Source organism: Acinetobacter sp. 226, from assembly GCF_048147925.1.
GTDB classification, from domain to species: domain Bacteria; phylum Pseudomonadota; class Gammaproteobacteria; order Pseudomonadales; family Moraxellaceae; genus Acinetobacter; species Acinetobacter pecorum.
On record NZ_JAYWYX010000020.1, the window covers coordinates 1 to 15,627 of the forward strand.

At 44.8% G+C, this 15,627-nt stretch carries 12 protein-coding genes and 4 tRNA genes; 3 read left to right on the forward strand and 13 right to left on the reverse strand.

Features of this window, described 5'->3' with window-relative positions:
* Positions 1-703: 703 nt before the first annotated feature.
* From VXP95_RS10510 to secA, 8 genes are all read right to left on the reverse strand, one after another.
* Positions 704-780 (reverse strand) — tRNA-Pro (locus VXP95_RS10510).
* Positions 781-797: 17 nt separating this feature from the next.
* Positions 798-873 (reverse strand) — tRNA-His (locus VXP95_RS10515).
* Positions 874-910: 37 nt separating this feature from the next.
* Positions 911-987: transfer RNA gene (locus VXP95_RS10520), tRNA-Arg, on the reverse strand.
* A 34-nt stretch (positions 988-1,021) separates the two neighbouring features.
* A tRNA-Pro gene (locus VXP95_RS10525) sits at positions 1,022-1,098 on the reverse strand.
* Positions 1,099-1,252: 154 nt separating this feature from the next.
* The gene (gene nadA, locus VXP95_RS10530) at positions 1,253-2,320 is read right to left on the reverse strand and encodes a quinolinate synthase NadA (protein WP_416706144.1); all 1,068 of its coding nucleotides are present in this window, start codon (positions 2,318-2,320) and stop codon (positions 1,253-1,255) included.
* Between the two features lie 153 nt (positions 2,321-2,473).
* On the reverse strand, positions 2,474-3,694 hold the full coding sequence (argJ, locus tag VXP95_RS10535; RefSeq protein WP_416681924.1) for a bifunctional glutamate N-acetyltransferase/amino-acid acetyltransferase ArgJ: 1,221 nt from the start codon (positions 3,692-3,694) through the stop codon (positions 2,474-2,476).
* Positions 3,695-3,851: 157 nt separating this feature from the next.
* On the reverse strand, positions 3,852-4,205 hold the full coding sequence (locus tag VXP95_RS10540) for a hypothetical protein (RefSeq protein ID WP_064095185.1): 354 nt from the start codon (positions 4,203-4,205) through the stop codon (positions 3,852-3,854).
* Positions 4,206-4,343: 138 nt separating this feature from the next.
* Positions 4,344-7,070, reverse strand: coding sequence for a preprotein translocase subunit SecA (gene secA, locus VXP95_RS10545; RefSeq protein WP_416712004.1), 2,727 nt, complete (start codon positions 7,068-7,070; stop codon positions 4,344-4,346).
* A 331-nt stretch (positions 7,071-7,401) separates the two neighbouring features.
* On the opposite strand from secA, the gene VXP95_RS10550 reads away from it, so the two are divergent.
* Entirely contained in the window at positions 7,402-8,043 is a 642-nt protein-coding gene (locus VXP95_RS10550) for a peroxiredoxin (protein ID WP_416712005.1), read from the forward strand.
* Positions 8,044-8,174: 131 nt separating this feature from the next.
* Entirely contained in the window at positions 8,175-8,783 is a 609-nt protein-coding gene (locus VXP95_RS10555; protein WP_416681917.1) for a dual specificity protein phosphatase family protein, read from the forward strand.
* Here the strand turns inward: VXP95_RS10555 and VXP95_RS10560 are convergent.
* The 4 genes from VXP95_RS10560 to trpA are packed head-to-tail and all read right to left on the reverse strand — an operon-like array spanning position 8,780 to position 12,769.
* Positions 8,780-9,796 (reverse strand): SPOR domain-containing protein, encoded by a 1,017-nt coding sequence (locus tag VXP95_RS10560; protein ID WP_416681915.1) that lies wholly within the window; start codon positions 9,794-9,796, stop codon positions 8,780-8,782. The two genes, VXP95_RS10555 and VXP95_RS10560, sit on opposite strands and share 4 nt — an antisense overlap.
* Positions 9,793-11,076 (reverse strand): bifunctional tetrahydrofolate synthase/dihydrofolate synthase, encoded by a 1,284-nt coding sequence (gene folC / locus VXP95_RS10565; RefSeq protein ID WP_416681914.1) that lies wholly within the window; start codon positions 11,074-11,076, stop codon positions 9,793-9,795. Before folC ends, VXP95_RS10560 begins: the two co-directional genes overlap by 4 nt.
* Positions 11,073-11,969 (reverse strand): acetyl-CoA carboxylase, carboxyltransferase subunit beta, encoded by an 897-nt coding sequence (gene accD / locus VXP95_RS10570; protein WP_064095191.1) that lies wholly within the window; start codon positions 11,967-11,969, stop codon positions 11,073-11,075. Before accD ends, folC begins: the two co-directional genes overlap by 4 nt.
* The gene (gene trpA / locus VXP95_RS10575) at positions 11,966-12,769 is read right to left on the reverse strand and encodes a tryptophan synthase subunit alpha (protein WP_064095192.1); all 804 of its coding nucleotides are present in this window, start codon (positions 12,767-12,769) and stop codon (positions 11,966-11,968) included. Before trpA ends, accD begins: the two co-directional genes overlap by 4 nt.
* Positions 12,770-13,134: 365 nt before the next feature.
* On the opposite strand from trpA, the gene VXP95_RS10580 reads away from it, so the two are divergent.
* Positions 13,135-14,469, forward strand: a complete 1,335-nt coding sequence (locus tag VXP95_RS10580; protein WP_416681912.1) for a Na+/H+ antiporter NhaC family protein — start codon at positions 13,135-13,137, stop codon at positions 14,467-14,469.
* A gap of 49 nt (positions 14,470-14,518) precedes the next feature.
* Here the strand turns inward: VXP95_RS10580 and VXP95_RS10585 are convergent, their stop codons facing one another.
* Complete coding sequence (locus VXP95_RS10585; RefSeq protein ID WP_416712006.1) at positions 14,519-15,556, reverse strand: AraC family transcriptional regulator ligand-binding domain-containing protein; 1,038 nt, start codon at positions 15,554-15,556, stop codon at positions 14,519-14,521.
* Positions 15,557-15,627 lie beyond the last annotated feature (71 nt).

Genomic DNA, 15,627 nt, shown 5'->3' on the forward strand with positions numbered 1-15,627 from the left:
ATTACTCTCTATCTCTAGAAAGTCAACCAGTCATGAACATTATTTTTAAACTTTCTTTCTAAAACCCAACTCAATCATTCTTAACTAAGTCACTGTTTTATCAGAAGTTTTAATCTTCATCACCGCCGATGGATGTGCATTCTACAGCATTTCACATCCCTTGCAACCCCATTTTTTAAATAATTCAGAAAAAACCTAACGACTGTTTATTATTTCTGCAAAATATACATATATGTATACTTTTCAATCTGAAATATTCTTTTTTTAACACTACAAACTTCTATTTTCACAATCTCATTATTAAAAATAATCTTTATTTCTTTATTAACTGAAAAATTACAATTTATGCTTCTTATTTTTTATGCCCTTTAATATCTTTTTAAAACTATTGTTTTGGAATAATTTAAATAAACCTTGTGTCGAAAATAATTGCTAATCCCAAAAAAAGTTCATTAATCAGAAGATCTTTTCTAATCACAGTTATTGGATATTCAAATGAAGAATGAGGAATGAGGAATGAGGAATGAGGAATGAGGAATGAGGAATGAGGAAATATTATTTTAATAACTTTAATAACCAGATAATTGATTAGTTATTTTTAACCCCAAATACTTATCCTTACTCACTTTAAGCCAAACATAGATTTCAGGCATAAAAAAACCGCTTAACGCGGTATCTTTTATCTCGACCATCTTGAAGGAGATGGTCGGAGCAGTAGGATTCGAACCTACGACCCCCTGGTCCCAAACCAGGTGCACTACCAGGCTGTGCTATGCTCCGAATTCAACTTTAAAAGTTGGGGTGAATGACGGGATTCGAACCCGCGACAACTGGAATCACAATCCAGGGCTCTACCAACTGAGCTACATCCACCATTATCACATTTAGTTCTTAATATCAAGCCACCAAATGGCGCGCCTGACAGGATTCGAACCTGTGACCATCCGCTTAGAAGGCGGATGCTCTATCCAACTGAGCTACAAGCGCTTTACTGATGCTAACATCATTTGCCTTGAAGAATTGGTCGGAGCAGTAGGATTCGAACCTACGACCCCCTGGTCCCAAACCAGGTGCACTACCAGGCTGTGCTATGCTCCGATTCATCTCAGCTTTTGTATCGAACATCTCGTTCGGTACGGTGTGCATTCTAGGCGTGACGCCCTGAGACGTCAACACCTATATTTAAAAAAAATCGAAAAAACACTTCAAGCGTTTATTTATCAAGCATTTCAGACATTTTTTATACAAATTTCTAGCGTTTTAAGCTGGCGCTAAAATCTAACATTCGATCTAGGGGTAATTTGGCTCGCTGAGCTAAAGTGGGGTCCACATGAATCTCCTGATCACGATGCTGCAAAACCTGCAAAATTCCATCAAGTTCGTTCATTGCCATCCAAGGACAATGTGCACAGGAACGACATGTTGCTCCTTCTCCAGCGGTTGGAGCCTCAATCAGGATCTTATCCGGGACAGCTTGCTGCATTTTATAGAAGATGCCACGGTCTGTTGCCACAATTAATCGCTTGTGCGGTAAAGTTTGGGCTGCCTTGATCAGTTGCGAAGTACTCCCAACTGCATCTGCAATTTCTACCACGGACATGGGTGATTCCGGATGTACCAAAACTGCCGCATCTGGATATAAAGCTTTCATACTAGCAATACCGCGGGAGCGGAATTCTTCATGTACGATACAAGCCCCGTCCCAAAGCAGCATGTCAGCTCCGGTTTTGTTCTGAATATAACGTCCCAGATGCTGATCCGGTGCCCATATAATTTTTTCACCCAGACTGTCCAGATGCTCAATAATTTCCACTGCACAACTTGAGGTGACCACCCAATCGGCACGTGCTTTCACCGCAGCAGAAGTATTGGCATAGACCACTACAGTATGATCAGGATGAGCATCACAGAACTTGCTAAACTCATCTACAGGACAGCCCAGATCTAGCGAACAGGTGGCTTCCAGAGTAGGCATGAGTACCGTTTTTTCAGGTGAAAGGATTTTTGAAGTTTCACCCATAAATTTCACACCTGCTACCACAAGCGTCGATGCTGGGTGATCGCGACCAAAACGTGCCATTTCTAGTGAATCCGAAACACAACCACCTGTAAGTTCGGCCAGCTCCTGCACTTCAGGATCACAATAATAATGCGCGACTAAAACCGCATTCTGTTTTTCCAGCTCGGTCTGAATCTGGGCAAATTTTTCCTGTTTGGCTTGTGCACTGATCTGATGCTCTTTGGGATCTCCTAAACGATCTAAATGCGCCTGCACAATCGATTTAGCTTCATTCGCTATTAATTTAGTCGCATCATTCATAACAACTCTTACTCTACCCTCATGGTTCATTATTCAATGAACCTTTCACCCTACATCCCGGTCATCTCTGGCGATATGCTATTTTTGACCAGTCATTAAAAATCATTAAGTATAAAAAAAGCCCCGCAATGGAGGCTTTCAAAACAATCTGGATTATGAACGATAATCTGCATTGATTTTTACATAATCATAAGATAAGTCACAGGTATAGACCGTATCTTTTGCTTCACCCCGTCCAAGATCAACACGAATCGTCATTTCAGCTTGTGCCATGACACGTGCACCTGCCGCTTCGGTATAATCTGCTGCTGCACCACCATCTTTGCAGATTTGTACATCATCTAACCAAACCTGAATTTTTGCAACGTCTAAATTTACTACACTGGCATAACCAATCGCAGCCAGAATACGCCCCCAGTTTGGATCAGAAGCAAAGATCGCAGTTTTAACTAGAGGTGAATGGGCAATGCTATAGGCTACATCACAGCATTCCTGGGTATTGGCACCCCCCTCGACTGTGACGGTAATAAATTTGGTTGCACCTTCACCATCACGCACGATCAGTTGTGCAAGGCGTTTCATGATACGCATCAGTACTTCTCGCACCGCTGCATAACGCGAATCTTCAATCGAATTAATTTCGACACCACCTGCCTGACCTGTAGCGATCAAGATACAGGAGTCATTGGTTGAAGTATCGCCGTCAATCGTAATACGGTTAAATGACTGGTTTACTGTCTCAGACAAAAGCTGCTGTACCAGTTCACGGCTGATCGGCGCATCTGTGGCCACATAGCCCAGCATGGTCGCCATATTTGGACGAATCATGCCGGCACCCTTGGAAATACCTGTCATGGTATAAGTAATACCATCCAGTTCGAACTGTTCGGATGCACCTTTCGGTGTGGTATCCGTGGTCATAATTCCTGTCGCTGCATCCATCCAAGCATCATCACGCAATGAATCCAGGGCTGGCTGCAACCCACTGAGCAAACGCTCCATTGGCAACTGCTCGCCAATCACACCTGTTGAAAACGGTAATACTTCTTCAGGTTTTACTCCGGCCAGCTCGGCCAGTTTGGCACAGGTCGCTTCTGCATTTACCATACCTGTCGGGCCAGTACCCGCATTGGCATTACCGGTATTAATGACGAGATACCGTGGATTGCCTATCTTTAAATGTGCTTTTGACACATGCACCGGGGCTGCGCAGAAGGCATTTTGAGTAAATACCCCTGCAACATTGGAGCCGGCAGCCAGTTCAAATATCACCAGGTCACGTCGGTTCTGATAGCGTACATAGGCTTCAGCCGAACCAATTTTAACCCCTTTCACCACATGCATCTGTGGCATAGATACGTCACCAACTGCCATTTTAAAATCCAATCTTGAAGTTTCAGAAAAATACAGCTTAGTTGATCTGCAATAAAAAATCGAGCCAAAGCCAGAGCTCGCCTAAGATTTATTATAGATTTTCACAATAAAAAACCAGTCATCAAGACTGGTTTTCATATTTTTTAATGAGATATTTTTAGTTTTGTGCAATTTGTCCAGCTTGATTCAATAAAGCCTGTTTGGCCTGTTGCTGACTTACGCTTGAAAGAGCGGGATTTGTAGCAACAATCCGGTCTGCATTTGCTGCATTGGCCGCTGCAATCGCAGCAGTCTGCAATACAATCGGACGATTCTGGTTAGCAAAGGTATAACTGATCCCCGTACGTGGACTGACTACCGTCACTTGTGTATCCGTGCGTTGCACTTGGGCAGTGGTCGTACCCACCGCTTGCTCAACCTTATCCAGTGTTGTGGTAGATGGAGTCTGTGCAAAACTTAATACAGGCATTGCCAAAGCAGCAATCATGAGCGTTTTTAATACTTTTTTCATTCAGGTTCTTCCACTTTGAGGTGTTGAATCAGCCATTAAATAGCATTTAATTCCTAAGACTGCAAACAGTATTCAATTTCTGAAAAATCTTCATACATAAAAAAATCAGAGCCATGTGGCTCTGATTTCTAATCCAGTTTAGATCTTGCCATGACACTGTTTGTATTTCAGGCCTGAACCACACGGGCAAGGTGCATTACGACTTGCCGGCGCTTCAAAGACTGGCGCTACAGGATTCGCCTGAGCATTCTGTTCGGTATCCATCTCATGTTCACCTGCAAGCAAGCCGTCAAATTCCTGATGAGATAGCTGCAAACGCATTGCCTCAGCCTGTGCCTGTTGCTGTGCTTCCATTTGGGCCAGTTCTTCAGGGGTCGGTACGTGGATACGCGACAGATCTGTCACGACATCGGACTTAATCGTACCGAGCATGTTCACAAACAGGTTATAAGCTTCTTTTTTGTATTCCTGCTCTGGATTCTTCTGTGCATAACCACGTAAATGAATCCCCTGACGCAAGTAGTCCATAGCCGCCAGATGTTCTTTCCAGTGACGGTCCAGAGAATTCAGCATAAAGTGACGTTCTAGGGATGCTGCAGATTCTTCACCCATTTGCTCACGACGTGAACGGTAGCGATTCAGCACTTCATCTGTAATACGCTCGACCAAAGCTTCTTCATCCAGACGACGGTCCTGTTCCAACCATTGTCCGACAGGAATATCTATTGACAGGTCTTCACGCAACGCCAGTTCCAGACCTTCAATATCCCACTGGTCATGAATCGATTCAGGTGGAATATAATTGGCGATCACACCTTGCATCACTTCACGGATCATTTCTTCAATATAATCCTGCAATGAGCTTTCCGCCAGAATGTCATCACGTTGACTATAAATGATCTTACGCTGTTCGTTATTGACGTCATCGTATTTCAACAGGTTCTTACGAATGTCAAAGTTACGTGCTTCCACTTTACGCTGGGCATTTTCAATCGACCGAGACACCATCTTGTGCTCAATGGCTTCATCTTCCTGTAAGCCCATGGCACGCATCATACCGACCACACGATCACCGGCAAAAATACGCATCAGGTCATCTTCCAGTGACAGGTAGAAGCGCGACACACCGGGGTCACCCTGACGGCCGGCACGGCCACGCAGCTGGTTATCGATACGGCGTGATTCATGACGTTCGGAACCGATAATATGCAAACCGCCCGAATCCAGCACTGCCTGATGATTGACCTCCCATTCTGCTTTCAGACGCGCTTCATCTTCAGGAGTCGGGTTTTCAATTTTCGCCAGTAATGCTTTCCAGTTACCACCGAGCAAAATATCGGTACCACGACCGGCCATGTTGGTAGCAATAGTTACAGCACGTGGTGCACCCGCCTGGGCAATAATATCGGCTTCACGCTCATGCTGCTTGGCATTTAGCACTTCATGTTCAATGCCAGCTGCTTTTAGCTTGTCCGAAAGGATTTCAGACGCTTCAATGGTGGCTGTACCAATCAGAATTGGCGCAACACCTGCTTCGTGAACGCGCATGATTTCTTGAATAATCGCGTTATATTTTCCTTCACGATTTAGATAAATCAAATCATTCTGGTCATCACGGATCATTGGACGGTGCGTTGGAATCAGCACCACATCCAGACCATAAATTTCTTTCATTTCCGCTGCTTCAGTATCAGCAGTACCGGTCATACCGGACAGTTTTTTATACAGACGGAAATAGTTCTGGAAGGTTGTGGTTGCCAGAGTCTGGTTTTCCGGCTGGATTTCCAGTCCTTCTTTGGCTTCTACAGCTTGATGCAAACCTTCAGACCAACGACGTCCCGGCATGGTACGACCGGTATTTTCATCGACAATAATCACTTCACCATCATTGATGATGTATTGCACATTGCGTTGATAAAGATAATGGGCGCGAATCGCTGCAGTGACATGATGTAACAGGTTCAGGTTCGCCGCTGAATACAGGCTCTCACCTTCAGCCAGCAGACCCATTTCAATCAGTTCACTTTCAATGGTTTCAAAGCCCACTTCAGTAATTTCAACTGAACGCTGTTTTTCATCAATCCAGAAGTGGCCACCGTCCGGCACTTTTTCTTCTTTCTGTGGTTTTAACTTTGGTGGAATATTATTAATGGCTGCATAAAGCTGTGAAGAGTCTTCACTTTGACCAGAAATAATCAGTGGGGTACGTGCTTCATCAATCAGGATCGAATCGACCTCATCGATAATGGCATAGATCAGACCACGCTGTTTTTTCTCGGCCAGCGAGAAGACCATATTGTCACGCAGGTAGTCAAAACCGAATTCGTTATTGGTACCGTAAGTAATATCGGCACGATAAGCTTCAGCTTTTTCCATCGGATTTTGCATGGAATAAATGATACCGATGCTTAAACCCAAAAATTCAAATAATGGACGGTTTAACTCGGCATCACGCTGTGCCAGATAATCGTTCACGGTAATGACATGCACACCTTGACCACTGATGGCATTCAGATAGCAGGCCAAAGTACCCATCAGGGTTTTACCCTCACCGGTACGCATCTCTGCGATTTTGCCTTCATGCAAGGTAATACCGCCGATCAGCTGCACGTCATAATGACGCATGCCCATCACTCGCTTAGCGGCTTCACGACAGACTGCAAATGCTTCAGGAAGTAATTTATCAAGGGTTTCACCCTTATTATATCGTTGTTTGAATTCTTCAGTTTTTGCAGATAAGTCTGCATCGCTCAGGGATGATATCGTCGGCTCGAGCGCATTAATCTTGTCTACGATTTTACGCATGCGTTTGAGTTCGCGCTCATTTTTGGTACCGAAGATTCCTCCGATCAGACTTGCCAACATGAATAGACTCTCTAAATCTTGCTTGTCAAATGAATATGTTCTTAGTCGTTATTATGGTGCTAGAAATTTGAACTACAAGGGTTTTGCTGTAAAACCGCTAAAAAAATCTGATCCTTAGTTCTAGCCCTAAGATCTAAGGCAAAGTAATGTAGCAAATTTTCCCTGTGCAACATAGTCAATTAATTGACTGATTTTTGCACTTCTGGATAGATGGATATCTTGCTTATGCAGTTTATTCATAAAGAAAGCTAAAAACACTATTTTTAATTATATAAATCTTGGTTCATATTAAATCTTATCTCTCCATTAAAAAACCAATTGAGGCAAAAAGATGAGTTTACGTCTAGGCGATACCGCACCGAATTTTGAACAGCAATCCAGTGAAGGCCTGATTAATTTTTATGATTTTCTGGGCGATAGCTGGGGCATTTTATTTTCACACCCTGCCGACTATACACCAGTATGTACGACTGAACTTGGCTATACCGCAAAACTGAAAGACGAGTTCGCAAAACGTGGCGTGAAAGCGATTGCCCTGTCGGTCGATGATGTTGAATCACATCATGGCTGGATTAAAGATATCAATGAAACCCAGAATACCACGGTCAATTTCCCGATTATTGCCGATCAGGATCGTAAAGTCTCCGAGCTGTATGACTTTATCCATCCGAATGCCAGCGAAACGCTAACAGTTCGTTCTTTAGTAGTCATCGATCCCAACAAAAAAGTCCGTTTAATTATTACTTATCCTGCATCGACAGGACGTAATTTCCATGAAATCTTGCGTGTCATAGACTCCCTGCAACTCACTGATAAACATAAAGTAGCCACGCCAGCAAACTGGCGGCAGGGTGAGGATGTCGTGATCATTCCTTCATTAAAAGATGAGGAGGAGATCAAGCAACGCTTCCCTAAAGGTTATACCGCGGTAACACCTTATTTAAGGCTTACGCCGCAGCCTGAGCAAAATTAAAAGCGCTATCATAAAAAACAAGAGAACTATCACTATAAAGCCTGTCTTCGGATAGGCTTTTTTATATTCAAAATCTCGTATTCACTTTAAACTTTAAAGGACAAAAACAGCAATTAGGAATTAGGGTTTGTATGAAAATCTGTATATTTCCAATCATGATGAGTGGCTACCTCCTGACCACAGGTTGTGTGACCACGCCCGCCCTGCCTGCGCATGAACGTCCTCAGCATTGGGGAAAGGCAATTCATCAGGAATATAATTTTCATCAAATCAGTAATTTTGTCTATCGTAGTGAACAGCCTTCATCCGAACTTATTTCTTTATTAAAACAGCATCACATCGATGTGGTTATTAATTTACGTTCACGGGATCAAGACAGCATCATTTTAAGCAATGAAAAATTTCAGCTGCATCATGTACCCATCCATACTTGGGCACTTGATCGGGAAGATTTATTGAAAGTTATGTTACTGATCCAGCAAGCACAACAAAACAACCAAAAAGTTTTACTGCATTGTTATCATGGTTCAGACCGTACCGGTGCCAGTGTCGCCATGTACCGGATTATTTTTGAATATTGGTCGATTGAGCAGGCGCTACAGGAAATGAAACATGGCGGTTATGGCTTTCATGCAATTTGGCGTAATATCGAAAAGTTATTCACGCCTGAAAATGTAAAATGGATTCGCGAACAGCTCGCAAATCCATCTACAGAAACTTCGACTAGCCAAAATAATTAACGCTTATCTAGTGGCACCCAGTCATTGACCCAAGCTGATTTCATATTCAGGCTGGCATCAGACGTGATTTTCTTGCGGAGTGCGTCTGCAGTATCACGGTCTTTAGAGGGTCCAACCATGATACGTATGCCTTTAGAAGTAGGACTTTTGGTGACCTTGTAACCTTTGGCACGCAGCTTGGCTGCCACCGCATCTGCATTGGCTTCATTCGCAGCCAGTGCCACCTGCACCATCCATTGCTTGTCCTCTTCTCCTTCCAGAAGTTTACGTGCCTGTTCAGCTTCTGCTTTCTTCTTGGCTTCTTCAGCTTTACGCTTTTCGTCGGCTTTACGTTTTTCCTCGGCAGCTTTACGTTCAGCTTCTTTCTTTTCAGTCGCTTTACGCTCTTCCTCGGCTTTACGTTTTGTTTCAGCCACCTTACGTTCTGCTTCGGCTTTTTGCTGCTGCTCTAACTTGCGTTTTTCTTCTACAGCTTTGCTTTCAGCCGCTTTACGCTCTGCTTCTTTCTTGGCTGCATCAGTAGAACTATTGGCTTTTTGTTGGTCCAGCTGCTGCTGGGCTAACTTTTTTTCTTGCAGTGCTTTTTCTTCAGCCAGACGTTTCTGCTTGGCCTGTTCGTCTTCCACCAGTTCTGGCGGAATATTATCGGAACTTTGCTGTCCCATACGGTGTGCATTCAGGGCAGCATATTCTTCAGCCGCTTTACGCGCAGCATCTGCTTCAGCCTGCTGTTGCATCGCTAAAAATTCGGCTGCACGTGCTTCCTGCTCTGCAACCGATTTTTCCCGGTCACGACGTTGCTGTTCAAGTAAACGCTTTTCTGTTTCCACATCGACCGTCAAAGAACCGAGCGAATGATTGCCTGTCTCTTTATTTTCAACTTCCGCAGCCTGGGCCGGATTTTGCTGACGGTCATGATTGATTTCATCTTGGCCTTTCAGGAGTAATGCTGCCAATAAAACACCACCACCGAGTAAAACAACACCGCCCATCCAGCGCTGTTTGTTATTCATTGACATTCTTCCAAATACTCCCATACCGCTTCTAAGGTATGAAATGATCCACATACCAAAATCAGCTGATTATTATCTGTTTGATCCAGTGCTGATTTAAAAGCTAATTTTACATTGTCAAATTGTTCTACCGCCTCACCGCTTAAAGCATCAGCCAAAACTGTGACCTCTGCCGCACGCGGAACGGATAATGGTGCAATTTTCCACAATTGAACTGTGTCTTTCAATAACTTGGCGACAGAATTTATATCTTTATCTGCCAGCATTGAAAATACGCAAATAACTTCATTATATTTTTGATTATAATTTAAATAACTTCGCAACTGTTTCAGCAGAAATTCGACCCCATGCGGGTTATGCCCGGCATCAAAAATCACGGTTTTATTCTGGATTTGACGGATTTCAAACCGTCCCGGCAATTTTGCCGTTTGAATGCCTTGTGCAATTGCCTGCTGGCTGACGTTTAATCCGCTCAGCAGGATGGCGGCCACGGCGGTAGAAATATTATCCAGCGCCAGCGATCCTGTTGGGAATTTTAAGGTTGTACCCGAAGAAGCAAAAGCCCAGCTTTGGCCATCTTCAAACGCTTCATAAAAATAATCCCGGTTGATTGCATACAAGGGCGCATTGCATTCTTGGGATGTATCCAGAATGGCTTGCGGGATCTGTTGCTGTCCACCAAATACCACGGGAATATCCGGGCGGATAATTCCGGCCTTTTCAAAAGCAATTTTCTCGATGGTGTCACCAAGCCAGTCGGTATGATCCAGACCAATATTGGTAATTACCGCAACATCGGGATTGACCACATTGACCACATCCAGACGACCGCCCAGGCCGACTTCCAGTACCCAGACATCACAGCACTGATCTTTAAAAATCACAAAGGCGGCCAGTGTGGTGGCTTCAAAGAAAGACAGGCTCAAACCGCATTCGCGACGAGCCTGATCGACCTGAACAAAAGCATCAATCAGCAACTGATCTTCCACCTCAATGCCGCGTAATTTCACGCGTTCATTAAAGCGATACACATGTGGAGATTGATACAGCCCGACCTTGAAGCCTTGCGCATTCAGAATCGCGGCCAGTGTGGTAGTGGTTGAACCCTTACCATTGGTTCCTGCCACCGTCAGCACTTTGGCCTCTGGAGATGTCACGCCCAGCTTTTCAGCCACCGGAATGACACGTTCCAGACCTAAATCAATACCCGTAACGTGAACATGGCTCCAATAATCGAGCCATGTATTTAAAGAATCTGTTGCTAAGGGTGCTGTGTTCAATGCAAATTCATCAACTTCGTAACGATACGATAAACTGTATCACGTAATGCGTGACGGTGAACAATCTGATCGATTACCCCATGATCAAGCAAATATTCCGCGCGCTGGAACGGTTCTTCCAGTTTTTCACGTACGGTCTGTTCGATCACACGTTTACCGGCAAAACCAATCATCGCTTTCGGTTCGGCAAGATGCACATCACCCAACATTGCCAATGAGGCAGTTACACCACCGTATACCGGATGAGTCAGTACGACCACATAAGGCAGACCTGCTTCTTTTAAACGCTGGATCGCAGCCGAAGTACGCGCCATTTGCATCAGGGACAACATGCCTTCCTGCATACGTGCACCACCAGAAGCAGCAAAACAGATCAGGGGCTGACGGGTTTCAATCGCACGTTCTGCTGCCTGAACAAAGCGGTCACCCACTACTGTACCCATCGAACCACCCATAAAGTCGAATTCAAATGCACAGGCAATCATCGGTACGCCTTTCAGCAAACCTTGAATCACGACCAGTGCTTCAGTTTCACCGGTTTTCTTTTGCGCTTCTGCCATACGGTCTGGATAGGCTTTGCTATCGACAAATTTCAGTGGATCTTTGGCTACAAATTCCTGACCCAGCTCTGTTTGTACCTGGTCAAAGAACCAGTTCAGACGCTCACGGGCTTTCATACGCAAATGTTCATCACATTGCGGACAGACATAGGCATTGAATGACATGGCAGTACGGGTCACCAATGCATGACATTCAGGGCACTCAATCGTAGGCTCGGTAAATGTCGCTTTATATGCCGTTTGCTCATCGGGTACCTGAATGCCCGGAACAGTGCGCTCCGTCCATGGGGTCGATGGGCTCAGAATTTTGCCTGATTTCAGTTGTTGACTCATACTAACTCATCGAGCGCTGCTCGAAGCTCCTTGACTTTATTCACCGTTGCAATAACGGCTTGTTCTGGTGCGAGCGTTGCAAACTGCTTTACAAACGCACTACCCACAATAACTGCATCGGCAGCAACACCCATCGCTTTCGCAGATGCAGCATCACTGATACCGAAACCTACGCCTACAGGAACATCAGTCACAGCTTTAATCTTTTGAATGCGTGCAGCGGCTTCAGAAACATCTAAAGTTGCTGCACCGGTCACGCCTTTCAGTGACACATAGTAAATAAAGCCGCTGGCCTGTTTTGCTACATGTTGAATACGTGCATCGGTTGAAGTTGGTGCCAGCAGGAAAATCTGATCCATGTCATATTTTTCCAATACTTCACCCAGACTTTTTGCTTCTTCTGGTGGCAAGTCCACCAGCAGTACGCCGTCTACTCCACATTCATAGGCATAAGCCACAAACTTTTCATAGCCAATTACTTCAACCGGATTCAGATAACCCATCAGCACCACGGGTGTTTCGCGGTCTTTCAAGCGAAATTCTTTCACCATATGTAGGGCATCCAGCGTATTGGTTCCACCAGCCAGAGCACGTTCAGCAGCCAGCGCAATTACCGGCCCATCTGCCATCGGGTCTGAGAAAGGAAGTCCCAGCTCAATCACGTCGACACCCGCATCCACCATCTCATGCAACAAAGGCACCGTAATTTCTGGATGCGGATCACCAGCCATTACATAAGAAACTAAAGCTTTACGCTGTTGAGATTTAAGTTGTGCAAATCGGGCGGCTAAACGTGACATAGGGTGATATTTTCCTTAACGTGTTTCAAACTTGAGGCATTGACTATGTAGAAATACAAGACATCGCATTGTAACGCTATTTTTTGTCCAATGAACAGTCTGCGATACCGACCTCGAGTACTTCATTTCCTGTGCGAAGATTTCAAAACAATTCGGAAGAGTCTATTTACGATTATTTTGATTTTTTTCACAATGATCAAAGATGCCTAATTTTGCTATTACCTAAAATCTTGAATATTTAGATAAACTTATTTTTATCATATAAAAATTAATAAAAATGCAGATGTTAGCGCATTCATATAAAGTTTTCTGAAATTGCAAAACCTGCTTTATACTAGTCCTATTCTCTTACTTTTTTATCTCCTATGCAGACTGATTCTGAGGCGACAGTGCAGGCACGCGCCATTGCACTGCTGCCGCTTATTGTATTTTTAACCATATTTTTGGGTAGCGGGATCTATCATTCCCTGATCGGAACCGAGTTCGCGTTCTATCAGGTGAAAGCGCCTGTGGCTGCCCTGCCTGCGATTATCTTGGCTGCATTAGTGTATCGCGGCAAACTCAACCAGGGCATTGAGGAATTCATCAAAGGTGCCAGTCATCCGAACTTAATCCTGATGTTTATGGTGTTTATGCTGGCCGGTGCCTTTGCCAGCGTCAGTAGTGCCATTGGCAGTGTGGATGCCACTGTGCAGATGGGCTTGTCGGTGATTCCACCCACATTTATTCTGCCGATGCTGTTTGTGATCTCGGCCTTTATTGCCACGGCGATGGGTACCTCCATGGGCACCATTGCAGCCTGTGCGCCGATCGCTTTTGGATTTGCCGAGGTCACCGAGATCAATGTAGTTTATGCGGTTGGTGCGGTCGTTGGTGGTGCCATGTTCGGTGACAATCTTTCAATGATCTCGGATACCACCATTGCTGCAACGACCAGTCAGGGCGTACAACTGCGTGACAAATTCAGAGTCAATGTCTGGATTGCGGTTCCTGCCTCAATCGTGACTATTTTGATTTACGTGTTGAGTAGCGGTAGTAGCAATGCAGTGGAATACAAGGACTTCAACTGGCTTCTGGTCTTACCTTATATCGCCGTATTTATTTTAGCCTTTAGCCGTTTACACGTTCTGGCTGTGCTGACCATTGGGGTACTACTTTCCGGCTTGTTTGGCCTGTTTGCCACAGCTGAATTTGATCTGCTCAAACTGAATACTTCAATTTATGATGGCTTTGTCGGCATGTTTGAAGTGGCATTATTGTCCATGTTCCTGGGTGGCCTGTCGGCGATCATGCAACGTGAAGGCGGTTTACGCTGGCTGATCGAGCGTATTTATAGCCTGACCCGTCTGTTTAAAGTCGGTCAGCAACGTGCTGGCGAAATCGGGATCAGCTTCTTGGTAGTATTTTCGAATATTTTTGTGGCCAATAATACCGTGGCGATTATTCTGTCTGGAGATATGGCACGTGAAGTTGCCAAAGAATACGGTGTAGATCCCAAGCGTTCTGCGGCACTGATGGATATTTTCTCCTGTGTGGTGCAAGGGTTGATTCCCTATGGCGCACAGTTACTACTGGCCTGTTCTATTGCAAAAATCTCACCGGTTGAACTGATTGGTGGTGTGTACTATTGCTGGATTCTGGCCATTTTTGCGATTGCGGCGATTGCATTTAGATTCCCCAAGATCAAAGCCAGCGCTTAACCTCACCATTTTCTTCAAATAAAAAAGCGACCTGTTTGGGTCGCTTTTTTTAGCTGCGCTGTTGGTGTAACTGCCTTTTGCGCTCTAACAATGTCTGTCCGGTGGCTGCCTTGTAGGCCCGTGCCAATGCCGACTGGTCAGAATAATCCAGCTGCTCGGCGATCTCGCTCAGCTCCATTCCCTGTTGCAACAGCAGCTCGCAACGTTTAATCCGCTGCTGTTCCAGCAGTTTTTTAAATGAGGTGCCATGGGTGCTGAACAAGCGCTGCAGACTCCGTGTCGACATCAGCAGCTGCCGGGCAAGCTGTTCAACTTTAATGACCTGATGCCGGGTACGGAGCTGTTCGGCAATCATTTGCTGGGCCTGCTCCAGATGACTCTCAACTAGTGGCTTGGCTGCAATGGCCTGTTCTGCCTGATGTACCAGCAACTGCAACAGCATAGGATCTGCCTGCTCAGACCGATGTGCCAGTCCTTGTAAATCCAGTTCTATGCCGTAGTAGGCTTGGGAAAATTTCACCTCGCTGGCGAAAAACTTTTGATAATGCATTTGTTTCCTATCGGGCGCATGGGCAAAGCGTACACAACGGACTAACAGTTGATGATCCTGTAAAATGACACGTCCCAACTGCACCATCGCGGCCATGGTCAGTTCATTTAGCAGATTATATTTTTCGTCCAGATAGGCCCAGTATAATTCAATACTGCATTCATGCTGCTTCAACTGCAAAGGTACAAACTCACCACCATCAACCACCAGTCGTTGAAAACGCATGATATGGCGAATCATTTCCGCAACGCTGCTGCTGCGCGAAGCCATATAACCGAGCACACCAAAATGTTCTGGGCGAATGACTTGTACAATCTCGAAAATCAGCTGCGGACAGTTTAAATACTGCCGGGTTGTTAAAAGAAGCTGATTCAATAATTCCAGAGGCACTTGTGTGGCAAAAGGCTGATCAATCAGGGGAACAAGCGCTTCATGTACATCTTGCAGAAAGTCAGCTTTTAAAGGCTCAATTTGCAGACCACGCAGATAGGTCGCCCAGAGTTGAATATAACCATTGGATATTTTAATTTCTTGCATGCGCGCTTCTCGCTGCCTGCTTTAGTCTGAGCAGTTTTTATTTTCATTTGGCATAAAATGTATAAAAATTG